Here is a 22,686-nt window from a genome sequence, read left to right on the forward strand (position 1 = left end):
TCATGAAATACACTACGTTTAATCAGCAAAGTACTAATCCATTGATCGAGCCGATGTTTTTCGGTAACCCCGTAAACGTTGCACGCTATGATCAGCAAAAGCATGCCATCTTCGAAAAGCTTATTGAGAAGCAAATTAGCTTTTTTTGGCGCCCTGAAGAAGTAGATGTTTCTCGTGATCGTGTTGATTTTCAAAAGTTGACCGACCCAGAAAAACATATCTTCATATCGAATCTTAAGTACCAAACCCTTTTAGACTCAGTACAAGGTCGAAGCCCGAATATTGCATTCTTGCCTATTATCTCACTACCCGAGTTAGAAACATGGGTTGAGACATGGTCTTTCTTTGAGACTATTCACTCGCGCTCTTATACCCATATCTTGCGTAATTTGTTCTCAGACCCAAGTGAGATATTTGAAGATATCGTAGTGAACGACGAGATTAAGCGCCGTGCAGCTGATATCTCGAAGTATTATGACGACCTCATTTTTGCCACTCAACTATGGCAAACACAAGGTGAAGGCGTTCATACCGTCAATGGCACTGCATACACCGTTAACATGTACGAGCTTAAAAAGAAGCTTTACCTGTGTATGAACTCGGTAAATGCGCTTGAAGCAATCCGCTTCTACGTGTCTTTTGCTTGTACGTTCGCTTTCGCAGAACGTAAGTTGATGGAAGGTAACTCTAAGATTATTCGTTTGATTGCTCGAGATGAAAATCTGCATTTGTCATCAACACAGCACATTCTAAACTTGTGGGCTAAGGGTAAAGATGACCCAGAAATGGCGCAGATTGCAGAAGAATGCAAAGACGAAGCCCGGGCTATCTTCATGAATGCGGTTGAGCAAGAAAAGCAATGGGCTGACTATCTGTTTCAAAACGGCTCTATGATTGGCCTCAACAAAGAAATTCTTTGCCAGTACGTTGAGTACATTGCGAATCAACGTATGTCTGCCATAGGTCTAGATACACCATTTGAGATTAGCAGCAACCCGCTTCCTTGGATGAATAACTATCTAAATTCAGACAATGTACAAGTAGCCCCACAAGAATCTGAAATCAGCTCTTACTTAGTTGGACAAATAGATTCTGCAGTAAGCGAAGACGACTTTGCTGATTTTGAGCTGTAAAACCACAGCTTAATGAGCAGTAACGATAAATCACTCCGCATCGACGTTGTCGATGTGGGGGCGATTATTGCCCCCTCTGATATCACTATCTTAACCGCCCTTGAATCAGCAGGCGTCAATATTCACTACCACTGTCGCGAAGGGTTTTGCGGTGCGTGCCGTACAAAGCTTATTGAAGGCGAAGTTGAATACACTACTGACCCACTCGCCTTTATTGACGACGATGAAATTCTTCCATGTTGCTGCGTAGCTAAGTGCCCAGTGAAAATAAAAGTGCCGCTGTAAGGTCTTCCATTCATCGCTCTTACTATCACTCTCACAGTGTTTCTGCGCGTTAGAGTAATCCACTTCAATAGTTTTACGTAGCAACTTAACACTAATCAAACGTAAGGATAATGTTATGAGCGAAGTTTCTGGAAAAGTTGTCATCATTACAGGTGCAAGTAGCGGGCTTGGAGAAGCTACAGCGAAAATGCTAGCGGAAAAAGGTGCTAAATTAGTATTAGGCGCTCGCCGTGAAGACCGTCTTAAAAAACTTGTAGATGAAATTGAATCTTCAGGCGGCCACGCTACTTATAAAACGGTAGATGTCACGAAAAAGGATGAAGTCCAAGCACTTGCAAAAGCGGCCATAGATGCCTATGGGCGTATTGACGTGCTCGTCAACAATGCTGGTCTTATGCCACTCGCTCCGCTTGACGAGATGAAAGTTGACGAGTGGGATCAGATGATAGATGTAAACATAAAAGGCGTTATGTATGGAGTAGCAGCTGTATTAGGACAAATGCGAGAGCAAAAAAGCGGGCATATTATCAATCTTTCCTCTGTGGCCGGTCATGTTGTGTTCCCTGGAGCAACGGTTTATTGCGCAACTAAATTCGCTGTTAAAGCAATCAGTGAAGGCATTCGCAGGGAGTCAAATGGTGAAATTCGCTCTACCAACATCTCACCTGGTGCAGTGGCGACAGAACTTACTGACCACATTTCTCACAAAGACTCGAAGCAAATGGCAGAAGATATGTATGATGATGCAATCGATGCGGATGCTATTGCCCGTGCCGTATCCTTTGCCATAGAACAGCCTGGCGAAGTAGACATAAACGAAATGATTATCAGGCCTACCAGTCAGGAACTCTAGTGCAACCAAGTACTATTGACGTACTAACACTGAACCGCCATTTAATGATAAAGCCTGTCAAAATGCAGGCTTTATTTATTTTTGAAATTAAAGTGCTTTTTCGATGGCGTATAGTTCTTCATCTATTACTTGTAATCGCGATGCAACAACTGCTCTCGCGTCGTTAACACCTTTATTATAAAAAGATGCGCCCATTTCCTTAATAATGAAGTCGAGAAGAAACTCTCCGTCAAATTGACCAAGGTCCACGTGTAGCTCATCATCAAAATATCGTTGCAGTTTAGCGACTAACGCGTCTTTTTCTTCACGCGTAAATGCAATCTCACTCATTTTTTATTCTTCCTTTGTAACGTTTAAAGTGCCACGCTGTTATCTTATGTCAAGCGATAGACTTTATACCCTTTGCCTTTGGTAGACACATAAACGTTAACATACCTATACCCTTATTTTTCTGATAATTTCGTAGAGCTAGATTTCAGCTTGGTATGGTTTTCGCAAAACGTACACTTCTAACGAGGAGCTAATTTTTTGCGAAGAAACGACACGACGCTATCATTAGTTTCCATTTTGCTAAAGATAAGTGAGCGTAATTGCTCTTGCACTACAAGCGCTAACCCCAAAGTTTGCGTTAATTTCTTGAATAATCTTCTCAAGATTATGTAGCGCTTTTTAGTGATTTGAGAGGTTATCAATGAAAATTTTATCCATTATAGGTATCTCAGCCGCAGTTATACTCGCTAGTTCAACGGCTTATGCTGGCCCTAACAACCCACATAAAGATAAATCACTTCCACCGGGCATAGAGAAAAAATACGAACGGACGGGAGAATTACCGCCAGGTTGGGAAAAAAAGCTAACTGTTGGAAAGCGCCTTGACCATGATATTTATAATCACACTCGCGTCGTTGTGCCATTGGGAGATGACGGGTTGATCACTGTTCGTATAGAAAATAAAGTTGTACGCCTTATTCAAGCTACAAGAGAAATCGTTGAGATTTTAGATTAACCCTACGGATATCTGAATAAGGGCTCTCATCATAGAGCTCTTAGCTCACTTTTACTTATGGCTTACTATCAACATATGAAAATTGACTTGCCCCTACTCACCAGTAGTATCTGGTATCGATTACAGCCTTTTTAGCCCATTAGTGATTATGTGAATCCTGCAAGGCTTTACATAATCACTAATGCAATTAATTACTTAAGGCTCTTTAAAGAATAATAACGTTTCATTTTCTGGGTGAAATGCACACAGCCTTAATTGCAATAAAAGATCAGGATTAAAACATGGCAGCTAACGCACTATTTAAGCCTTATTCACAAGGTAATCTCTCACTAACCAACCGCATTGTTATGGCGCCCATGACTCGCCAGTTTTCCCCAAACGGGATTCCAACGTCTGATGTAGCGGTTTACTACAAACGACGTGCGCAAGGTGGCACAGGTTTAATCATTACAGAAGGCACTACGGTTAACGACAAAGTCGCTACTATGGACGCCAACATCCCTCAATTTCACGGAGACGAAGCCTTAGCCGGTTGGAAAAATGTGGTTGATGAAGTTCATAGCGAAGGCGGGAAAATCATGCCACAACTGTGGCACGTAGGTATGGCACGCGTTGCAGAAAAAGCCCCCTACCCCGAGCTTCCAAGCGCTGGGCCATCGGGACTATTCAAACCTGGTAAACAGGGTGCTGAACCCATGACAGTCGAGCACATTGAATCTGTTATATCCGCATTTGCCCAAGCGGCAGCTGATGCCAAAGCTATCGGCATGGATGGGATAGAAATTCACGGTGCGCATGGTTATCTCATCGACCAATTCTTCTGGGAAGGCACTAATCAGCGTACTGATAGCTGGGGCGGTAGTATGGAAAACCGCGGTCGGTTTGCGGTGGAAATAATTAAAGCCATTCGCGCTGCCACTGGTCCCGATTTTCCCATCGTGCTGCGCTATTCCCAGTGGAAACAGCAAGACTACACCGCTCGCTTAGCACACACACCTCAGGAACTAGAGCAGTTTCTACTTCCTCTCAGTGATGCTGGCGTAGATATTTTTCACTGTTCTCAACGCCGCTACTGGGAAAGTGAGTTTGAAGGCTGCGAACTAAACCTTGCAGGCTGGACTAAGAAGATTACTGGAAAACCCACAATTACAGTTGGTTCAGTAGGCCTTAATGATGACTTCTTCGGCGCATTTAAAGGCCAAGACTCAAGTACCCGTGCTGTTGATGACTTACTTGAGCGACTTGATGCCGGTGAATTTGATTTAGTCGCGGTTGGAAGAGCATTATTACAAGACCCCAATTGGGCTAATAAGATTAAAGAAAACCGAACAGATGAACTAAAACAGTACTCTGGCAAAGCCCTAGCTACACTATCCTAGCTTTTTGAGCTAATTGCACTGATGTGCAGCGTAACCATCTCAACTAGCACTTCTCACGGTGCTAGTTGCCTTTAAAAGGGATTCGAAATCGACTTTCCCCATCGGCCTCGCTATGTAATACCCTTGTCCATAGTCACAATTCATTGCTTTTAAGATCTCAAACTGCTCTTGAGTCTCAATGCCCTCTGCAACTACTTTAATTCCAAGCTTTTTAGCCATAATAATAATAGCTTCGCACAATACTTTATCGTTACTCACGTCTGTCATGGTTTTAACAAAGCTTTTGTCGATTTTTATAAAATCGGTAGGAAACTTTTTCAGATAAGAAATAGAAGAGTACCCCGTACCGAAATCATCAAGGGCTATACCAACACCGGCTTGCCTAAACTGAAACAACTTTTTAGAAACCTCTTCGTCAGCCTTCATTAAAAGGTTTTCCGTGACCTCAAGTAAAATAGACCTCGCTGAAACATTTATCTCAAGCAATCTGTTAAGCCAGCTCGTAATATTCGACTCTTGATGAAAATATTGGCAAGGTGATGTATTTATACTTATTTGAAGATCACGGCAATAATGTGACTGCCAATACTTTACATTCCTGCACACCTCTTCAAAAACCCAGTCGCTAATTTCGATAATTAAACCCGACTCTTCTGCTAAAGGAATAAATTCATCGGGCGGAATTCGTCCTTTTTGTGGATGCTGCCATCGAAGCAAGGCTTCCGCCTTTAAAATCTGACCATTACTGAGCGTCGTTATAGGCTGATATTCAACGAAAAGTTCATTGTTTTTAACGGCATAACGTAGATCATTTAAAAGAGAAAGTCGTTTTACCGCCGCTTCATGCATGTCTAAGGTATAGAATTTGTAACTATTTTTCCCCGACGCTTTCGCTTTGTACATAGCTTGATCGGCGTACTTCAACAAGTCCTTAGTGTTATTAGCATCATCTGGATATAAGGTTACTCCTAAACTACCGCTGGTATGCACCTGCTCTACATCGATCAAAAAAGGTTCAGCTATCGTTTCTAGCAGTTTCTGTATTATATCGTCTACTGAACTTAAACTATTGATGCTGTTTAAAATGATGACGAATTCATCCCCGCCCAGCCTAGCAACAGTATCACTAGCGCGTACGCTTTGCTCTAAACGCTTAGCACACTCTTTTAAAAGTTCATCGCCTACATCGTGGCCGAGCGTGTCATTTATATCCTTAAAATTGTCGAGATCCAGGAAAAGAACCGCAACCTTATCATTCTCCCTGTTAGCAGTCTTAATCGCCAAGTCGAGATGATCCTGCATTAGGTTTCTATTTGGTAGGCCAGTGAGCGTATCAAAATTGGCTTGTTTCCAGATAAGGTCGTTCGCTATATCTCTTTCAATAGCAATGCTCGCAATATGTGCAAATTGTTCTATCAGAATAACTTCTTCAGAGGTCGGTATCGCTTTATATTTGTGATATATACCAAAGGTCCCAATTACATTTCCATTGGCGCCTCTAATTGGCTGAGACCAGCAAGATGCCACCCCCGCTTTTGCAGCTAATTCGTGGAAGCCAGCCCAATAGGGGTGCGTACTAATATCTTCAACTACGGTAGGGCTATTGGTGGCTGCTGTATTACCACAAGAGCCTACCCCTTCACCAATTATCAAACCGTCAATAGCATCATTGTAGAATTCAGGCAAAGATGGAGCAGCACCTTTTCTAAGTTTGCCGTCTTGTTCAAGTAAAATACTACAGAGTTTATTGGGGTACTCGCTTTCAATTGCACTCACAATATCAAAAAGTACACTGTGAAGAGATTCTGCATTTACTACTTTTTCAAGAATAGTACTTCTAACCCGCGTAAGTTTTTGCGTTTGCTCGAGTTGGTCTTGGTACTCAGTAATCTGTTTTGACAGCTCTGTGTGTTCTTCTCTACAAATTTCTGCGTTTGCGAGCTCAGCTAGCTTTTCAAGCTGAAAAAGTTGGCTTTCGTTAAAGTGATGCGGCTCTGTGTCAAGTACACACAAAGTACCCACAGCGCAGCCATCTACAACAAGCTTTATTCCTGCGTAGAAGCGAATATGGGGTTCGCCCAAAACAAACGGATTATCTTTGAAGCGCGCATCTTTTTGGGTGTCAGGAACAATTAATGGGTCCGTTTCACAAATGGTGTGGCTGCAAAAGGCGATATCGCGAGCAGACTCTTTAATCTCAAGATTGACTGAAGATTTAAACCACTGTCTATTGCTATCAATTAACGTGATCGTCGCGAATCGGCAATTAAGCACACTGCTTGCTAAACCCGTAATCCGGTCAAAACGCGCTTCGTCGGGCGTATCTAGTAGCGCTAATCTTTTGAGAACAGATACTCTTTCGAGTTCGTTAGATAATGCTCCTGTAACTACCACACTACGCTCCAATAAACTTTTCCACCAATAGTCGCTGTTTCATTTCGCCACTTTGCGCCCAACGATATACACATTGTTAATCGCTGAACTTTAGCATCACGGATGGAAATATAACATTTTTCTTTAGTCTACAAAGATGCGCACCATTCGCTACACCTTTCTAAAAAAGCGTGAAGGTGAACAATCTGTAGAAAAACCACCAATTAAATATGTGCTATTTAAAAGGGAATGCATTATCTTTCGCGTGGCTAGCTACCTTTTTATAACTAAGTAGATGCCACCCAGCGTCATGATAGAAGCGATAACAACCTGAGTGCTAAGTTGCTCACCAAGTATAGCCCATCCCATCAAAGTTGCGATTACTGGAACGCTTAACTGAACAGTGGCAGCAGTAGTTGATTTGATAACTGGCAGCACGCTATACCAAATTGCATAACCACATCCTGATGCCACAATGCCAGAAACAAGTGCTAATAAGGCGCCAGTATTGTCGAACACTAATACACGACTATTTAGCGATAATAGAAACCCTAATAAGGGAATAGATAAAATAGATGCGTATATGAAGTTGCCCGATGTAGCAAACAAGGCGGACTTACTTTTTTTGCCTAACAGCGAATATACGCCCCACGCAATACCTGCAGTGACCATGATTATGCCAGCTAAAAGTGGCGGCGCCGATGCACTCGGCAGTAACAAAATTACTAGACCAGTGAATGCAAGGAGAAAGCCTAGCCATTGAAAACGCTTAAACCGTTCTCCTCTTGCTAGGCCAAAGCTAATCATAGTTAGCTGAACTGCGCCGAATAACAACAATGCCCCGGTGCCAGTAGCCATAGAAATATAGGCATATGAAAAGCACAGCGCGTACAAAAACAGTGACGCGCCACCGAGGAAGGTTGCATTACTTTTTAGGTTAACCCAAAGGCTTGAATCCCCTGCTGCTTTTCGCAAAGAAAAGAGCGACAATAACGTGAGTGCTAGTGCACCGCTTATTAAGCGCAACGCGGTAAAGCTAGCGGGGTCAATATCTGTATTTGCCAGCGCCATTCTGCACAGTAACGAATTTGCAGCAAAAGCAACCATTGCTACCGTGACTAAAGAAAGTGTTTTAAACAATGACCGCTCCTTTGCGCATATCTCTATTTCTAAATATTCATTCTTTCAAAGAATGTATCGTTAAAATAATAACTTAAAAGAGTTTTCTTCAAATAACCAACTTTTAAATGTTAGTCATAAAGGCTTAAACAAAAAAGAGGACCTGAAGGTCCTCTTTTATTCAAACTACACGCAGATTGTATCTATAGAGACAAACCTAAACGCTCAGCAACTTCAATGTAAGTTTCTACAACCGAGCCAAGCCCCTGTCTAAAGCGGTCTTTGTCCATTTTCTTACGGGTTTCTTTGTCCCATAAGCGACAGCCGTCAGGAGTAAACTCATCGCCTAACACGATGTTGCCGTCTTTATCGACACCAAACTCTAGTTTGTAGTCAACAAGCAACATACCTGCTTCGTCAAACAATGCTTTAAGTACATTGTTTACTTTAAAGGTTAGTGCCTTCATTTCGGCAATTTGTGCTTCTGTAGCCCAGCCAAATGATAGAATATGGTAATCATTTACCATTGGGTCGTGAAGCGCATCGTTTTTAAGGAAAAACTCGAAAATAGGTGGGTTAAGCTCTTTACCTTCTTCCACACCTAGTCTGCGTACTAAAGAGCCAGCAGACAAGTTTCTCACCACACACTCGACAGGGATCATGTCGAGCTTTTTAACCAAAGACTCAGTATCAGAAACTAAAGCTTCAACTTGTGTTGCAATGCCCGCTTCTTCAAGCTTAGTCATTATAAAGTGGTTAAACTTGTTGTTTACTTCACCCTTGCGATCAAGCTGCTCTATTTTTTCACCGTCGAACGCTGAAGTGTCGTTTCGAAAGTGAAGAATTAGTTTATCGCTATCATCAGTGTAATAAACAGTTTTTGCTTTACCGCGGTAAAGCTCGTCGCGTTTTTCCATTCTCAGTCTCAGTTATATATCAAGGTTATCTTCTGACATGACCTCAGCAAATGCACTGTAAAGGTCGGAAACCTGATTTGCTTCAAACGGTACACTTTCATTGTTCATGAAAGTAACTGATGTGCGATTTGCACCCGCTTTTGCAACTTTCAAACGATAATCACCCTTTTCGAGTAATTCAGCATCGCTTGAGAATAAACCATCCCACCAACTACCCTGGTCACCATTATAAGTGATAAATAGCAGGCCATTTGATTTATCTAAATCTTTAACATCAAACCCAAGTTTGCGAAGTACCAAAAGCATTCTAGGCCAAGCAACGTCATATTGCGCTTCTACGATGTACGCTGGGTCCCCGTCATCGTTAAAGCCCATTTCCGTATTAATACCTTGACGAATCTTCGCAATTCTTCGCGTTTCAGCAAGCTGAATTTGGTATTCGTAATGACCGATAACTTGGTTTAATACTTCAACTTCTTCGCGACGCTCTTCCAAAGAAGAAACGTCTGCAACTACGTCGTTACCAACGGTTTGCATGTAGTCTTTTAAATCAACCGTCAATGCAGCGCTACGACCATGAGGCTTGACATCCAGGCTGAATTCAAAACGGCGACCTATCTCGCTCTCTTCGTCGATAAAGCTATACCAAGGGCCATCAATTTCCTTTGTCATGACCATCCAATCAGTGATCAAACCTTTATCTTCCGGGCTAAAGCTATCTACACCTATTCCCTGCTCATCTAAGAAACTTAATAATGAGTTCCAGATTGCTTGGCTTAGCGGTTGGCTATCATCAACTTGGTCAAACCAAATAGTTGCTGAGCTCTTACCTTCTTCCACGTGAGAGCCAGTAACTAAAGGAAGAACCAACGCAGGAGAACGAACCATCAAGTTCTTACCTACAAGCGACTGGTCTGCTTCTTTACCTACCTCTGGTAAAGCAAAGTCTCTCGAAAAGGTAGGTGCATCTAAGCCAGGAGGGACTTCTAAGGTCTTTTGTTCTTTAGTTTTTAAGTACTCGTAGCTACCAGAAGCGGTCTTTCTATCTATTTGGCTTGAACAACCTGCAAGTGCAACCATCGCTACTGAACTTGCTATAGCCAGCGTTCTTTTCATCTGTATTCCTTATTAACCAGAAATCAATGCGTATTTTTTTAGTAGTTCTTCGATACGTTTTTGGCTTGATAGTTCCGGTAAAACCATAGGTAATCGCATAACAGCACTTTTCATCATTCCCATTTTATATAACGCCCACTTAGGCATTACAGGGTTTGGTTCAATGAAAAGCTCACTGTGCAATAGCTTGATTGATTCGTCGATCTCTCGACATTTATCGAAATCTTTATTGAGGGCAGTTTCGCACATTTGTGCAATAGCTTTAGGTACTATGTTAGCGGTAACTGAAATGACACCATGCCCGCCCTCGCACATGAATTCAGCACTTGTGCCATCGTCGCCACTTAGAATAACAAAGTCTTCCGGAACAAGAGGCTGGGTTTCTTTTAATCGAGCAATGTCACCGGTTGCATCTTTAAGACCAACAATATTTTTGTGGGCAGATAATTCTGCAACGGTTTCAGGAAGCATGTCAGCTACGGTTCGGCCCGGAACATTGTATAGGATCACAGGCAAGTCGCTAGCATCGGCAATGGCGTTGAAGTGGGCAATCATACCCGCCTGTTGCGGCTTATTGTAGTAAGGCACCACGCTTAAGAAACCATCTATACCTGTAGCACCTAATTGCTCGGTAAGAAAAATCGCTTCAGCAGTAGAGTTTGCACCACTTCCAGCAATAACAGGGATAGCACCTGATGCCATTGCCACTGTTTCTTTAACCACGTTGATATGTTCATCAAACGGTAGTGTTGCTGACTCACCTGTAGTGCCAACAGACACAATACCATGAGTGCCCTGCTCTACATGAAACTTCACAAGTTTCTCTAAAGACTTGTAATCGATATCGCCGTTTTCGAGCATCGGCGTGACGAGTGCTACGTAACTACCAGTAAACATAATCTCTCCGCAAAATGTGAGCGCACATGGTAATTATGTCAGTGCTTAAACACAAGTAATAGCGCATGTAAAATGACAAGAATTTGACAATATCTTATTCAAAGGCGGGAAAAAGGCGCTGACTTCTAAAAAAACTCTGTGCTAACATCCCGACATTATTACCATTGAAGTGAAGTAGATGTCGAAACAACAACTTATCGTTACCATTTTAGGTACAGACAACACTGGCATCCTAAGCGAAATTGCAACAACGGTATCAGAAGCTCAGTGCAATATTTTAGATAGCAGGCAAGCTATATATGGCAAAGAGTTCTCGTTGACTATGATCATAGAGGGAACGCAAACAGCTATTACAAAAGCCGAGTGCATACTACCAGCACTGTTTCAGCGCCTTGATTTGCTGTCGATGATGAAGCGAACGAGCCACCATGAAAAGCAAAATCTCGCGCACCTCTTTAATGTTGAATTTAGTGGTGAAGACGAAACGGGCCTGATTAAAGCCGTTACCGGCTTTTTCGCAGAGCGAGATGCCATGATTAGTGCGTTTAGACAGCGAACCTACAAAGACAAAGCCACTGGTAAAGACAACATGCGATGCAAATTTATTGTTTCGCTTACTTCAGATGAAAATATCGATGTTTTAGAATCTGATCTAATGTCCCTGTTCAAATCGTTAAACGTGACAGGCAAAGTAGTAGACAAACACAAGAAGGATCCCAATGAAAACGTTACAAGCTGGTGATAAAGCTCCACAATTCTCATTGCAGAACCAAAATGACGAAACCGTATCTTTAACTGATTACGCAGGTAAAAAAGTACTCGTGTATTTTTACCCTAAGGCAATGACGCCAGGCTGTACAACTCAAGCACAGGGATTACGTGATGTTAATGAAGAACTGACCACGAAGAACGTGGTTGTACTAGGTGTAAGCCCAGATGCGGTTAAGCGACTGCCTAAGTTTATAGAAAAAGAAAACCTTAATTTCACCCTGCTTTCTGATGAAGACCATGCTGTTGCCGACGCATTTGGTGTGTGGGGGCCTAAAAAGTTCATGGGTAAAGAATATGATGGCATCCACCGTCAAACTTTCTTGATTGACGAGAACGGTGTAATTGAACATGTTTTCAATAAATTCAAAACAAAAGAGCACCACACAGTTGTTCTTGATTACCTGAACAGCTAAATTTCTTACATAACAAAAAAGCCCCGATAACGTGCAGTTATCGGGGCTTTTTTATACTTAGTGTTAGCTACTTTGCCTCTTCGGGAATTGCAACAGGATTACTTGACCACGCAGTAACCACAGCTTTTACCAACGTAGCAAGTGGTATGGCGAAAAACACGCCCCAAAAGCCCCAAAGGCCACCAAAGACTAAAACAGCAACAATAATATAAAGCGGGTGAAGACTAACCGCTTCAGAGAATAATAACGGCACCAATAAGTTACCATCTAATGCCTGAATAATGCCGTAGGCTATCATTAGATACCAAAACTCTGGTGATATTCCCCACTGAAACATTGCAACAACAGCCACGGGTATTGTGACCACTGCAGCACCGATATAGGGAATGAGTACAGAAAAGCCAACTAAAACGCCAAGCAAAATGGCATAACGCAAGTCCATAAGAACAAAAGTCACACAGCTCACTACACCCACGATAATAATCTCAATCACTTTGCCGCGTATGTAATTAGCGATTTGAGAATTCATTTCGTGGCCCACTTGAGTAATTAAGCGGCGTTCTTTTGGCAATAAACGAGAAATGCTGTCTAGAAAGAAAAGCTTGTCTTTCAGCATGAAAAATACCATCAGGGGTACCAGCACCATATAAACAAGCAGTGCGGCTAAATTGGCGATATTACTGAACGAAGCAGAAATCAGGGTTTCTCCTACTTCTACTAGCTTTTCATTTAAGCCTTCCATCATCTGATGGATTTGATACACCTGTACGTAATCTGGGTATTTATCAGGAAGCGTTAAGATCCATTCTTGGGCTTTTTGCCAAATTAACGGCGTTTCTTGAATAAGATTCACACTCTGCTTTGAGATAATTGGAACCAATCCAATCAAAGTTAAAATAGTGATAGTGATAAATCCGAGCATTACCACGCCGCATGCCAAAGTGCGACTAACGCCAACACTCACTAAACGACTTACTGGCCAGTCAAGCAGATAAGCAATAACCGCTGCAACCAGTACAGGCATAATTAGCTCGCCCCACAATAGCAACACTGTTGTGGTTAAAAGAATCAAAATGAGCAGCATTGCTGCATCAGGATCGGAAAATTTGCGTCGGTACCAACGACCAAAAACGCTAATCATAGAAACGCCTAGAAATAACCAAGAATAGGTCACGCATCATAGTTGATAGCACTAGCAATTAGCAATAAGTAGTAGTTAAGAATCTTTCAAAATCAAACTGGTATGATGTTTTTACAGTATTACTATTAGCGTGTAGAGTGAGAGTGTAGAAAGTTGTTAACTAAACTAGGTCAACGTGTCGTAATACCTGCGAAGCGTTTGACTGAAATAGTCAGAAGCGTGTGACCGATATAGTCCAAGCATCTGACTAAATTAGATAACTTCTGGAAGTTCGCTCTAGTATTTGTCTGACTCGTGTTAGTAAAACAACGCTAAATTTTAAATTTCGTCTACTGAAAAAGTAGATATAAGAAAATAATAAATTTTGAAACTGTTTAGCAACTTAGTGCTCTAAGCGTTATGCAGTATTAAACATGTACAATAATTGTAGGTTCATGAGAAAACATTTTTCAGCATCTTTGGTTGCCCTTTCCTTTGTGCTCACATCGAGCCTAACGGCTGTTGCACAAGATGCCAATTACAGCAATAAAAATGCACTACCTGAGATAGGTGTGGTTGCTTCAGACGCTATATCACTTGATAAGGAAATGATCGTAGGCGATGCCGTAATGCGCCAAATGCGCGGGCAAAGCCCGGTTATCTCAGACCCAGTGTTGGACGAGTATTTGCAAGATGTAGGCAATCGTTTAGTTGTCCACGCCGACAATGCAAAGTTCCCCTTCGAGTTTTTCTGGGTTAACAACGACGCCATAAATGCTTTCGCGTTTTTCGGTGGTCATATCGGCGTACATACGGGCTTAATGCGTAGAGCTAAAAACGAGAGCGAGCTGGCTTCAGTACTTGCTCACGAAATTTCACACGTTACGCAGCGCCACATTGCACGGCGTATGCAAGCTCAACGACGCTCATCGCCTTTAGCACTGGCTTCGCTTATTGGTGGCGTACTCATTGCTATGGCTAATCCTGAAGCAGGTATTGCGGCCATGCAGGCAGGTTCTGCAGCATCGGCTCAGCTTCAAATTGACTATACACGGACAAATGAACAAGAAGCAGACCGAATCGGTATTGCTATGCTGGCAAGAGCTGGTTTTGATCCAAGCGCTGCGGCCTCCTTCTTTTCTACAATGGCAGAAGAATACCGTATGGTTTCTAGACCGCCTGCACGACTTCTAACTCACCCCCTAACTGAAACCCGTATTGCTGATGCAAGGAATCGCGCTGGGGATTATCCCAGACGTTATCTTCCCATTAACAAACAATTTGAATTAGCGAAAGCACGAATAAAGGCGCGCTATTCGTTTAAAGCAGATTACGCAATGGAGTATTTTGAAGCAGCAGTAAACCAAGATGTTCAGCGGAGCAAAGAAGCATCGCTTTACGGTTTAGCACTCGCCTACATGCGAAACGAACAAATTGATAAAGCAAAAAAAGTGATGGATAAGCTTATTGCCGGCGATGGAGATAATCTTTTCTATCTCGATGCTATGACTGATATTTACATCTCTTTAGGACAACCTTTAAAAGCGGTAGAAATGTTAACGCCTCACGTTCAACACAACCCGAGAAATCAGGTTCTTGCGCTAAATCAGGCGAACGCCTATATCAGTGCACAAAAGTATGATGATGCCATTTCGTTGCTTAAGGATTTTCTACTGGTCAGAAAAGATTATCAAATAGCCCACCAATTGATGAGTGAAGCGTATCAAAAAGCTAAGCAATTCTCCCAAATGCACCAAAGCAAAGCGGAAGTCTATGCCCTTTATGGCGCATACAATCGCGCAGTAGATGAACTTCAATATGCTTACAATTTTGCGGGTGATAATCACCTTGCAAAGCAACGGATTAGGGCGCGCATAAAGCAGTTTCGCGATCAGGAAGAACGATTAGAACGGCTATAGTGCGTTTGTAGTGCGTTTGTAGTGCGTTTGTAGTGCGTTAATGTACAGCGCTACCGTTGTTCTATACACTGTTGACTTAATCTCGCTCAGCGTTTTTTAGTTTAATAAGGCGCTGATGCAAGCCGTCAGCTGTCACTTCACCCATTATCGTATCTTTGATCTTTCCATCTGGGCCCACAATGAAAGTGGCAGGTAAATATGGAGGCTTAGCCATGGGTAGCTTAGTATCGGAAGAACTAACAATAACTGGCACAGCAATGTCGTATTTTTTTGACATTGCTGTCAATTCAGCTTTTGTTTTGGGGTCGTAGTTAATTGCAAATAGCTGTGTACCGCTAGGTAAAGATTGATGAAATGACGCTAATTCAGGCATTTCGCGAAGACATGGCGCACACCAAGGCGCAAAGTAGTTCACAATTACCCACTGTCCTTTAAGACCATTCCAGCTATATGTTTGCCCATCCAAGGTTTCAAAGTCATTCTGAAGACTCTGATAAGTAAAAAACCCAGCTAAAGACGCTGTAATAAAAAGGGTGATAAGAAGTAGCGGATTAGTTTTGCCCATATTGCTATTTAAAGGTGAGAACGACATGCAACCCTCTAATTATATTTGTTTTAGTCATAGTGCCAGATTCTTCCCCCCTTCTCTAACAGATTTTAAAATATTACTTGTTAAACACCTCGCTGATTAGGCGCGATGCAGAGGTATATTGCGCACTTTATTGATAACTAGGTTTAAACTGCTTGATATTAAGAAGCAAAAACGCAATAGTTCGCGCCAAAAGTAACAACCTTAAAAAGGGGCTTATATGTCAGATATTACTATTATTCATAATCCACGCTGTTCTAAGAGCAGACAAACGCTTGCGCTACTTGAAGAAAAAGGCGAAGCGCCAGTTGTGGTTGAATATTTAAAACATCCCCTAGATGCCCAAGCGCTTAAAGCGATATTTAAAAAACTTAACCTTGAATCGGTTAGGGGTATGATGCGTACAAAAGAGAAAGAGTACAAAGAGGCAAATTTAGGGGACGAAGCATTGTCTGATGAAGCACTTTTTGATGCCATGGCTCAGACGCCTAAGCTAATCGAACGCCCTATTGTTATTAAAGGCGAGAAAGCACGTATCGGTCGACCGCCTGAATCGGTATTGGACATTTTGTAGTGCAACCCGTTCTTGTACTTTATTACAGCCGACATGGCAGTACCAAGCGTTTAGCCGATGCTATCGCCCAGGGAATATCGTCACAAAATGTGCCGGTTATAGTGCGCACAGTTAAAAGTATTAACGAATCGAGCAGCACTTCTGAAGATGTCTCAGATGTTGCTTCTAGTACAGTCCCTGAGGTTACAATTCAGGAACTTGAGCAATGTAGCGCGTTGGCCCTTGGTAGCCCTACTCGCTTTGGCAATATGGCCGCGCCGGTTAAACACTTTTTAGACTCAACAAGCAGCCAATGGTTGAAGGGCGCATTGATTGATAAACCGGCCTGCGTTTTTACTTCGTCATCGTCCATGCATGGCGGCCAAGAGTCCACGCTGTTGTCTATGATGATACCGCTTATCCATCACGGTATGATAATTTGCGGTATTCCATACAGCGAGCCAGAACTGCACAATACAACCATGGGTGGCAGCCCCTATGGCGTAACACATGTCGCGCACCATAGTTTAAGTGCTCCGCAACAATTGAGCGCAGATGAAAAAGCGCTGTGTTTTGCTCAAGGTAAGCGCCTGGCTACGTTTGCAAAAAGATTAGCAAATAACGATTGATTCGCGATACGACAAACGCGAATAGACACAACGTTTAGATAAATATTAAAACCTGATTTCTTCGGAGAATAAACATGGCACCAGATACGCGTTTCTTTCGCTATCTAGCACTTATCAGTCACACTGGGCTAATTATATGGATAACGCTTTGGCAATTTACATTTACTAAAGAGCATACTTACTCCCCAGTATTTATTGCCTTGTTCTATATTTTACCCTTATTGTTACCCTATTGGGGTGTATTGAAAGGCAAGCCATATACTCACGCTTGGGCAAATTTTGTTGTCTTATTTTACCTTATTCACGGGTGTACCGTTGCCTACGCCGTGCCTGCTGAACGCTGGTATGCGGTAGTAGAAATTATTTTGTGTACCGGCATGTTCGTTGGATGCAGCGCCTTCGCCAGAAAGCGTGGACGCGAACTAGGATTAGGCTTTAAAAAGCTTAAAGAAGAAATGAAAGAAGAAAAAGCGCGTTTTGAGCAAGGCCGACCGTAACCCTTAGCTAAATCAGGTTGAGCTCGCGCTTAGCTAGTTTAGGTTAAGCTCGCGCTTTGACTAATTTAGGTTAAGCTCGCGCTTTGACTAATTTAGGTTAAGCTCGCGCTTAACCATGCCCACCGACAGGCGTTTTTGTTCTTGGAGTGAGCGGGTGTCTAGCCTGGCTAGCAAAGACATCAGGCTTTTTAGGTCTCGTTCGCTATGATTTAACAAGAACTGTAGCGCTTGGTTTGAAAGCTTAAGGCCCCGCTCTTCAGCGCGCAGGCGTACCGCCTCCTCACGACCGCTATCATCAAGCTGATTAACGTGATAAATAACGCCCCATGCCAAGCGGGAACGCAAATCAGGTAGCACGAATGCTGGGTTTGATGGACCTAAATGGCTGGTGCAAATCACCATGGCCTGTTTAGCTTCCATAACGCGATTGAATAAATCAAACAGCGCTTCTTCCCAGCGCTTATCACCCGCTATGGCGTGTATGTTATCTAGCGCTATCAGCGACAGGTTTTCCAACCCTTCGAAGATATCTAAAGACCAAGCTTTAAAGTCATTAAGATTTAAATACAGGTGATTGACAGATCTGCCTGCTAACTGATGACAGGTGGCAAAAAGCAAGTGACTTTTACCAACCGCACTGCTGCCTAGTAAGGTAAGTAATGGAAGTTGCAATGAAGCTAAAGCGCTTAATTTCGAGGCATCTCGCCAAAGCGGTAGCGCTTCTGAAATCTGCTCAAGCACTGAAACCACTTCTTCGTTACCCGTAGAAACGAAACTATCGAAGTTTTCGTCTACAGGTAACGTTACAGGCAAAGGCAGCTGCATGCTAATTTAATTGCTCCAATAGAAACTGTTTTCGTTAACGGTTTGTCCGTAGGCGTCAGTTACTGGGCGTAGTTTATTTTCTAACTTGACGCTGTTTAGTAGATCGTCAACCGTACCGACTAACGTTAAAGAATAAGTAGCCACGGTACCCGATTGCTCAATGAGCGTTGCGTTTTCAATAACACTTAAGCTGTTCAAATAGTCTGTGGCACTGGCATAGCTTGCAATGGAACCAACGTTGGCGATTGAGACTGTAATGACCTCTCGTTCAGACTCTTCAATACCCACAACCGCATAAAGCGATGACAAATAGTTTGAATACGCGTCTACCAGTGCATTGCCTAAATCTTCCGGTGAATCTCCATAGATGCTGCCGTAGCTTACTTTACCACCGCCAATAAAAATCCAATCCAGCGCGAAGTCGCCCTCGTCTGCTCTTTTAGCGTAATTCGCAAATTCGTCCATAGTGAATGGTTCCGTTGTGTTTGCGAGTTGCCCTGTAGGCGATATTTCTTCAACATTTACGCTAGGCTGACCAGTAAGAGCAGCGTTTTTGTTTATTGGGCTATCACCATTACCTTGCGACGGGTTCGATTCAGCGTTAGCTGAATCGTTTGGTTGATCGTCGTAACGCTCAGTCTGAGCTTCTTCAGTAAGCACATTATCTAATGAATCAACGGTACCAGACGGCACAACGTTTTCAGGTAAATCTGGTATCGCATTTGGGTCATTGCGATAAACCCTGGCACCGATAATGTTATCGACGCTGTAACGCATAGAAGCTTTACGCAGCGGCTCAGCAAATCGTCCCCACACGTCGTAGGTAGAAATATTAACGCTGTCTGTTAGGTCCATTAGAGGGAGGCTGAGAGGCACACCACGCTGTTTAGCCGTTTGTTTAAGTGCGCGCTGAAGCTCAGTATCGAGTGATTCGTCAAGAATAGTACGAGTTTCGTTCTCGTCTTCTTGTGCTAGCCACACTATAGTCTCTGGGCGTCTGTCCCCCCAAAGCGGAAGTAATTCTCGCTGCAAAATTTCATTAAGTTTCGCCTGATCGAATTCAGCAATGTAATAGGTTCTGTTGTTATCAAACGCAAAGCGATATGAACGAAGCAGCGACTGAGGCGATGTTAATGCCGCTCTGACACCTGGGTTGTCAAGTACACTCGTGCTGCCCGACATTTTAATGAATACTTGCTTGAGCGCTTTTTTGAGCGCTGTTTGCTGAGTGCGCTGAGTTTGATCTTCGACTTGAATTTGCGCTTCATTAACAACAACGCGCTGAGCGGCGTGCGTGTTTGCACTGTAATTAAGTATTGCAAAAAGAGAGACACACAGTATTCGTTTCAAACCTACTCTCTGCTTCTTTGCCTTATTGGTGTTACGCATTACTGCCGTCAACATTGACACTCCATACCCTCTAAAAATCAATTCCTTACCTACCCAATCATGGGCCAAACATATTTCAAATAAAGCTTGAAAGCAGCCCAACATTCACATTGCTCACTCTTAATATCAGAGCAAGACATTTTATTTACCAAAAGATCTAGCAAGATATTCACCAAAAGATAGCGTTCTATTGTCTTTTATATTCAATTTAATTTCACCCTTAAAATAAAAAAGATCAAAAAGCGCATAAAATAGCCGTCACAAATTGGACTTGTGCCGACTTGCTGGTAGAATCCGCGGTTTTCTACCTCTTAGTTTCAGGGCCCAACCGTGAGCGAAAATAAAACCTCTTTAAGTTACAAAGATGCAGGCGTAGATATCGATGCAGGCAATCAACTTGTTGAACGCATCAAATCAGTTACCAAGAAAACCCATAGACCAGAAGTAAAAGGTAATTTGGGTGGTTTTGGTGCACTTTGCGAACTACCTACAAAATACAAAAAGCCGCTACTTGTTTCAGGTACTGACGGCGTAGGTACTAAACTAAGAGTGGCAATGGATGCGAATCGTCATGACGGTGTAGGCATTGACCTTGTAGCAATGTGTGTTAACGACCTAATAGTGCAAGGTGCTGAACCGCTATTTTTCCTAGACTATTATGCAACAGGTAAGCTTGATATTGACGTTGCGGCGTCAGTTGTTACTGGCATTGGTGCAGGGTGTGAGCAGGCTGGATGTGCACTTATTGGCGGTGAAACTGCTGAAATGCCTGGTATGTATCACGATGGCGATTATGACATTGCAGGCTTCTGCGTTGGTGTAGTTGAGGCTGATAACGTTATTGACGGCACGAACGTTAAACCAGGCCAAAAGCTCATAGCTTTAGGTTCGTCGGGCCCCCACTCAAACGGTTATTCGTTAGTAAGAAAAATTATCGAAGTAAGCGGCGCTGATGTAAATGCTGACCTGAACGGTAAGCCAATCATTGACCAGCTGCTTGAGCCTACTCGCATTTACGTTAAGTCGGTATTGGCTTTGCTTGAAGAGGTTAAGGTTAGTGCAATTTCACACATAACAGGTGGCGGCTTCTGGGAAAACATCCCTCGCGTACTTCCTGAAGATGCGAAAGTGGTAATTGATGAAAGTTCATGGGAATGGCCTGCTATCTTCTCTTGGCTTCAAGAAAACGGTAACGTAACGCGTCATGAAATGTACCGCACCTTCAACTGTGGTGTTGGCTTAGTTATCGTTGTTGACGAAAGCGATACCGATGCAGCCCTAAACATCCTTAAGCAACATGGTGAAAATGCGTGGGTTATTGGTGACATCGCTGCAAAAGACGGCGAAGAGCAAGTAGAGATCAACGCGTGAGTAGCAGTGTAACTAAAATATGCGTACTTATTTCTGGTAATGGCAGTAACTTGCAGGCCATTATTGATGAAATAAAAGGCGGCCGTCTTAACGCTAAAATCAGCGGCGTAATTAGCAATCGTCCTAACGCTTATGGTCTTGAGCGCGCTAAAGAAGCAGGCATCGAAGCCGTGTGCCTTGATCACACTAATTTTGATACTCGCGAGTCCTATGACGAAGCACTTAAAGCACAAATTGATGCTTTTGGCGCTGACTGTGTTGTGCTTGCTGGCTTTATGCGCATCCTAACTCCAGAGTTTGTCGATAGCTTTGCTGGAAAATTAGTGAACATTCACCCATCTTTGTTGCCGAAGTACAAAGGTTTGAATACGCATCAGCGAGCCATCGATAATGGAGATAAAGAGCACGGTGTAAGTGTGCACTTTGTTACACCAGAGCTTGATGGTGGCCCGGTTATCATTCAAAGTCGTGTGCCTGTATTTGATGAAGACACAGCTAGCGACTTGGCTGAGCGTGTTCAGGAACAAGAACGCCGCATCTATCCGCTAGTACTATCATGGTTTAGTGCTGGTCGATTATCGATGCGAAACAATAAGGCAGTTTTAGATGAGCAAGAACTACCAGAATCTGGTTATGCAAGCGATTAAGCCTTTTGCTGTTGGTGCACTGTTAGCGGTATCCCTCTCAGGGAACGCGCAAACAATGTCCAGTGCAGAGAAATCTGAGCTACCGCTTCAGCCTTACAAGGCTACGTATACCGCTTACAAATGGGGTGACGACGTAGGCGAAGCGAATATTGAGCTTTCGAACTTAGGGAACCAACAATACTCCTTGATTTATACCTCCAAGGTATCGAAGTTTTTCTTATCAGATAAGCGCAGCGAGCACTCGATCTTCACGGTAAACGAAGATACGGTTGTACCGTCTGAGTATTACTATAACCGTTCGGGAACTGGGCCGGATAAAGAGCTAAAAGTAACGTTTAGTCAACAAGGTCAAGGGAAGATTAAAGTCGAAAATGGCGAAACCTTTGAATGGAATGGTGAATTTGATAATCAAATTTATCGAATAGATCTAGCCAAGCAGCTTGCCGAAGGTAAAACGTCCCTAGACTATAACTTTGTTAACTACCGTGGCGAGCTACGCCACTACGGCGTGCAAGTGGTAGATGAAGAAGTATTGTCATTGCCTTTTGGAGAAGTTGAAGCAGTTAAAGTAAAACTTATTCGCGACTCTAAGAAACGCGAAACCTTTGCATGGTTCGCACCTTCGCTCAACTATACGCTAGTCAGACTTCAGCAATTTAAAGAAGGAGATGAGCAAGGAGATATCAAGCTTAAGTCGTTTGAAATGCTGTAAAAGAGCTAAAGCGCTCCAGCTCTCTTTGTAACAAACTTATTTAAAATACAAAAAAGCACGCTTAAAATTAGATTCAGGCGTGCTTTTTTATTAACAAATTGCGACATAAGCTAGCTGCGGTAGGCTCCAAATAAAAAGCGCAATTCATAATTCCAATCGCGCTATATCAGTAA

24 protein-coding genes are annotated in these 22,686 nt (G+C 42.9%); 14 read left to right on the forward strand and 10 right to left on the reverse strand.

Annotated features, from left to right (window positions below; translation table 11 throughout):
• The first annotated feature begins 2 nt into the window (after positions 1–2).
• The 3 genes from nrdB (at position 3) to PCAR9_RS10560 (ending at position 2,271) form a co-directional block, all read left to right on the forward strand.
• Complete coding sequence (gene nrdB, locus PCAR9_RS10550; protein WP_179983547.1) at positions 3–1,133, forward strand: class Ia ribonucleoside-diphosphate reductase subunit beta; 1,131 nt, start codon at positions 3–5, stop codon at positions 1,131–1,133.
• A 12-nt stretch (positions 1,134–1,145) separates the two neighbouring features.
• Entirely contained in the window at positions 1,146–1,418 is a 273-nt protein-coding gene (gene yfaE / locus PCAR9_RS10555) for a class I ribonucleotide reductase maintenance protein YfaE (protein ID WP_179983548.1), read from the forward strand.
• Positions 1,419–1,533: 115 nt separating this feature from the next.
• Positions 1,534–2,271: an SDR family oxidoreductase gene (locus PCAR9_RS10560; protein ID WP_179983549.1), complete on the forward strand. Its 738-nt coding sequence runs from the start codon at positions 1,534–1,536 to the stop codon at positions 2,269–2,271.
• 87 nt (positions 2,272–2,358) lie between these two features.
• On the opposite strand, the gene PCAR9_RS10565 is transcribed toward PCAR9_RS10560, so the two are convergent.
• Positions 2,359–2,601, reverse strand: coding sequence for a DUF2164 domain-containing protein (locus PCAR9_RS10565; protein ID WP_179983550.1), 243 nt, complete (start codon positions 2,599–2,601; stop codon positions 2,359–2,361).
• Positions 2,602–2,962: 361 nt separating this feature from the next.
• Between PCAR9_RS10565 and PCAR9_RS10570 the strand changes: the two genes are divergently transcribed.
• On the forward strand, positions 2,963–3,277 hold the full coding sequence (locus PCAR9_RS10570; RefSeq protein WP_179983551.1) for a hypothetical protein: 315 nt from the start codon (positions 2,963–2,965) through the stop codon (positions 3,275–3,277).
• Positions 3,278–3,558: 281 nt separating this feature from the next.
• A complete protein-coding gene (locus tag PCAR9_RS10575; RefSeq protein ID WP_179983552.1) occupies positions 3,559–4,656 on the forward strand; it encodes an NADH:flavin oxidoreductase in 1,098 nt (365 codons plus the stop codon).
• Between the two features lie 39 nt (positions 4,657–4,695).
• On the opposite strand, the gene PCAR9_RS10580 is transcribed toward PCAR9_RS10575, so the two are convergent.
• The 5 genes from PCAR9_RS10580 to dapA form a co-directional block, all read right to left on the reverse strand.
• Positions 4,696–7,050, reverse strand: a complete 2,355-nt coding sequence (locus PCAR9_RS10580) for a sensor domain-containing phosphodiesterase (protein WP_179983553.1) — start codon at positions 7,048–7,050, stop codon at positions 4,696–4,698.
• A gap of 252 nt (positions 7,051–7,302) precedes the next feature.
• On the reverse strand, positions 7,303–8,169 hold the full coding sequence (locus PCAR9_RS10585) for a DMT family transporter (protein WP_179983554.1): 867 nt from the start codon (positions 8,167–8,169) through the stop codon (positions 7,303–7,305).
• A 182-nt stretch (positions 8,170–8,351) separates the two neighbouring features.
• Positions 8,352–9,065, reverse strand: coding sequence for a phosphoribosylaminoimidazolesuccinocarboxamide synthase (purC, locus tag PCAR9_RS10590; RefSeq protein WP_179983555.1), 714 nt, complete (start codon positions 9,063–9,065; stop codon positions 8,352–8,354).
• A 12-nt stretch (positions 9,066–9,077) separates the two neighbouring features.
• A complete protein-coding gene (bamC, locus tag PCAR9_RS10595) occupies positions 9,078–10,181 on the reverse strand; it encodes an NlpB/DapX family lipoprotein (RefSeq protein ID WP_179983556.1) in 1,104 nt (367 codons plus the stop codon).
• Positions 10,182–10,193: 12 nt separating this feature from the next.
• On the reverse strand, positions 10,194–11,078 hold the full coding sequence (dapA, locus tag PCAR9_RS10600) for a 4-hydroxy-tetrahydrodipicolinate synthase (protein WP_179983557.1): 885 nt from the start codon (positions 11,076–11,078) through the stop codon (positions 10,194–10,196).
• A 178-nt stretch (positions 11,079–11,256) separates the two neighbouring features.
• On the opposite strand from dapA, the gene PCAR9_RS10605 reads away from it, so the two are divergent.
• The gene (locus PCAR9_RS10605) at positions 11,257–11,820 is read left to right on the forward strand and encodes a glycine cleavage system transcriptional repressor (RefSeq protein ID WP_179983558.1); all 564 of its coding nucleotides are present in this window, start codon (positions 11,257–11,259) and stop codon (positions 11,818–11,820) included.
• Positions 11,798–12,262 carry a thioredoxin-dependent thiol peroxidase gene (bcp, locus tag PCAR9_RS10610; protein ID WP_179983559.1) on the forward strand — a complete coding sequence of 155 codons (465 nt, stop codon included), beginning with the start codon at positions 11,798–11,800 and terminating at the stop codon, positions 12,260–12,262. The genes PCAR9_RS10605 and bcp overlap by 23 nt, the downstream gene beginning before the upstream one ends.
• A 67-nt stretch (positions 12,263–12,329) precedes the next feature.
• Here the strand turns inward: bcp and PCAR9_RS10615 are convergent, their stop codons facing one another.
• Positions 12,330–13,403 (reverse strand): AI-2E family transporter, encoded by a 1,074-nt coding sequence (locus PCAR9_RS10615; protein ID WP_179983560.1) that lies wholly within the window; start codon positions 13,401–13,403, stop codon positions 12,330–12,332.
• A 434-nt stretch (positions 13,404–13,837) separates the two neighbouring features.
• On the opposite strand from PCAR9_RS10615, the gene bepA reads away from it, so the two are divergent.
• Complete coding sequence (bepA, locus tag PCAR9_RS10620) at positions 13,838–15,301, forward strand: beta-barrel assembly-enhancing protease (protein WP_179983561.1); 1,464 nt, start codon at positions 13,838–13,840, stop codon at positions 15,299–15,301.
• Positions 15,302–15,377: 76 nt separating this feature from the next.
• Here the strand turns inward: bepA and PCAR9_RS10625 are convergent, their stop codons facing one another.
• On the reverse strand, positions 15,378–15,893 hold the full coding sequence (locus PCAR9_RS10625; protein WP_179983562.1) for a TlpA family protein disulfide reductase: 516 nt from the start codon (positions 15,891–15,893) through the stop codon (positions 15,378–15,380).
• A gap of 217 nt (positions 15,894–16,110) precedes the next feature.
• Between PCAR9_RS10625 and arsC the strand changes: the two genes are divergently transcribed.
• From arsC to PCAR9_RS10640, 3 genes are all read left to right on the forward strand, one after another.
• Positions 16,111–16,464, forward strand: coding sequence for an arsenate reductase (glutaredoxin) (gene arsC / locus PCAR9_RS10630; protein WP_179983563.1), 354 nt, complete (start codon positions 16,111–16,113; stop codon positions 16,462–16,464).
• The gene (gene wrbA, locus PCAR9_RS10635; RefSeq protein ID WP_179983564.1) at positions 16,464–17,072 is read left to right on the forward strand and encodes an NAD(P)H:quinone oxidoreductase; all 609 of its coding nucleotides are present in this window, start codon (positions 16,464–16,466) and stop codon (positions 17,070–17,072) included. Before arsC ends, wrbA begins: the two co-directional genes overlap by 1 nt.
• Before the next feature lie 74 nt (positions 17,073–17,146).
• On the forward strand, positions 17,147–17,569 hold the full coding sequence (locus PCAR9_RS10640) for a DUF2069 domain-containing protein (protein WP_179983565.1): 423 nt from the start codon (positions 17,147–17,149) through the stop codon (positions 17,567–17,569).
• An 87-nt stretch (positions 17,570–17,656) separates the two neighbouring features.
• Here PCAR9_RS10640 and hda read toward each other — a convergent pair whose 3' ends face one another.
• Together hda and PCAR9_RS10650 are read right to left on the reverse strand one after the other, a co-directional pair.
• Positions 17,657–18,394, reverse strand: a complete 738-nt coding sequence (gene hda, locus PCAR9_RS10645) for a DnaA regulatory inactivator Hda (protein WP_179983566.1) — start codon at positions 18,392–18,394, stop codon at positions 17,657–17,659.
• Positions 18,395–18,400: 6 nt separating this feature from the next.
• A complete protein-coding gene (locus PCAR9_RS10650) occupies positions 18,401–19,798 on the reverse strand; it encodes a DUF2066 domain-containing protein (RefSeq protein ID WP_179983567.1) in 1,398 nt (465 codons plus the stop codon).
• A gap of 315 nt (positions 19,799–20,113) precedes the next feature.
• Here PCAR9_RS10650 and purM point away from each other — a divergent pair, with 315 nt between their 5' ends.
• From purM to PCAR9_RS10665, 3 genes are read left to right on the forward strand one after another with little or no spacing between them, the layout of a single operon-like run.
• A complete protein-coding gene (gene purM, locus PCAR9_RS10655) occupies positions 20,114–21,154 on the forward strand; it encodes a phosphoribosylformylglycinamidine cyclo-ligase (protein WP_179983568.1) in 1,041 nt (346 codons plus the stop codon).
• Complete coding sequence (gene purN / locus PCAR9_RS10660; RefSeq protein ID WP_179983569.1) at positions 21,151–21,801, forward strand: phosphoribosylglycinamide formyltransferase; 651 nt, start codon at positions 21,151–21,153, stop codon at positions 21,799–21,801. The genes purM and purN overlap by 4 nt, the downstream gene beginning before the upstream one ends.
• Positions 21,761–22,513, forward strand: coding sequence for a DUF3108 domain-containing protein (locus tag PCAR9_RS10665; RefSeq protein WP_179983570.1), 753 nt, complete (start codon positions 21,761–21,763; stop codon positions 22,511–22,513). Before purN ends, PCAR9_RS10665 begins: the two co-directional genes overlap by 41 nt.
• The last annotated feature ends 173 nt before the right edge of the window (positions 22,514–22,686 follow it).

Source organism: Alteromonas macleodii (assembly GCF_903772925.1).
GTDB classification, from domain to species: domain Bacteria; phylum Pseudomonadota; class Gammaproteobacteria; order Enterobacterales; family Alteromonadaceae; genus Alteromonas; species Alteromonas macleodii_A.

Excerpts from the sequence above, each read along its gene's own strand:
- arsC (WP_179983563.1), top strand. The coding sequence starts at position 16,111 with ATGTCAGATATTACTATTATTCATAATCCACGCTGTTCTAAGAGCAGA.
- bepA (WP_179983561.1), top strand. The coding sequence starts at position 13,838 with ATGAGAAAACATTTTTCAGCATCTTTGGTTGCCCTTTCCTTTGTGCTC.
- PCAR9_RS10625 (WP_179983562.1), bottom strand. The coding sequence starts at position 15,893 with ATGTCGTTCTCACCTTTAAATAGCAATATGGGCAAAACTAATCCGCTA.
- PCAR9_RS10560 (WP_179983549.1), top strand. The coding sequence starts at position 1,534 with ATGAGCGAAGTTTCTGGAAAAGTTGTCATCATTACAGGTGCAAGTAGC.
- PCAR9_RS10565 (WP_179983550.1), bottom strand. The coding sequence starts at position 2,601 with ATGAGTGAGATTGCATTTACGCGTGAAGAAAAAGACGCGTTAGTCGCT.
- PCAR9_RS10615 (WP_179983560.1), bottom strand. The coding sequence starts at position 13,403 with ATGATTAGCGTTTTTGGTCGTTGGTACCGACGCAAATTTTCCGATCCT.
- PCAR9_RS10575 (WP_179983552.1), top strand. The coding sequence starts at position 3,559 with ATGGCAGCTAACGCACTATTTAAGCCTTATTCACAAGGTAATCTCTCA.
- PCAR9_RS10665 (WP_179983570.1), top strand. The coding sequence starts at position 21,761 with ATGAGCAAGAACTACCAGAATCTGGTTATGCAAGCGATTAAGCCTTTT.
- PCAR9_RS10570 (WP_179983551.1), top strand. The coding sequence starts at position 2,963 with ATGAAAATTTTATCCATTATAGGTATCTCAGCCGCAGTTATACTCGCT.
- nrdB (WP_179983547.1), top strand. The coding sequence starts at position 3 with ATGAAATACACTACGTTTAATCAGCAAAGTACTAATCCATTGATCGAG.
- PCAR9_RS10640 (WP_179983565.1), top strand. The coding sequence starts at position 17,147 with ATGGCACCAGATACGCGTTTCTTTCGCTATCTAGCACTTATCAGTCAC.
- PCAR9_RS10650 (WP_179983567.1), bottom strand. The coding sequence starts at position 19,798 with ATGTTGACGGCAGTAATGCGTAACACCAATAAGGCAAAGAAGCAGAGA.
- dapA (WP_179983557.1), bottom strand. The coding sequence starts at position 11,078 with ATGTTTACTGGTAGTTACGTAGCACTCGTCACGCCGATGCTCGAAAAC.
- yfaE (WP_179983548.1), top strand. The coding sequence starts at position 1,146 with ATGAGCAGTAACGATAAATCACTCCGCATCGACGTTGTCGATGTGGGG.
- PCAR9_RS10605 (WP_179983558.1), top strand. The coding sequence starts at position 11,257 with ATGTCGAAACAACAACTTATCGTTACCATTTTAGGTACAGACAACACT.
- bcp (WP_179983559.1), top strand. The coding sequence starts at position 11,798 with ATGAAAACGTTACAAGCTGGTGATAAAGCTCCACAATTCTCATTGCAG.
- purC (WP_179983555.1), bottom strand. The coding sequence starts at position 9,065 with ATGGAAAAACGCGACGAGCTTTACCGCGGTAAAGCAAAAACTGTTTAT.
- hda (WP_179983566.1), bottom strand. The coding sequence starts at position 18,394 with ATGCAGCTGCCTTTGCCTGTAACGTTACCTGTAGACGAAAACTTCGAT.
- bamC (WP_179983556.1), bottom strand. The coding sequence starts at position 10,181 with ATGAAAAGAACGCTGGCTATAGCAAGTTCAGTAGCGATGGTTGCACTT.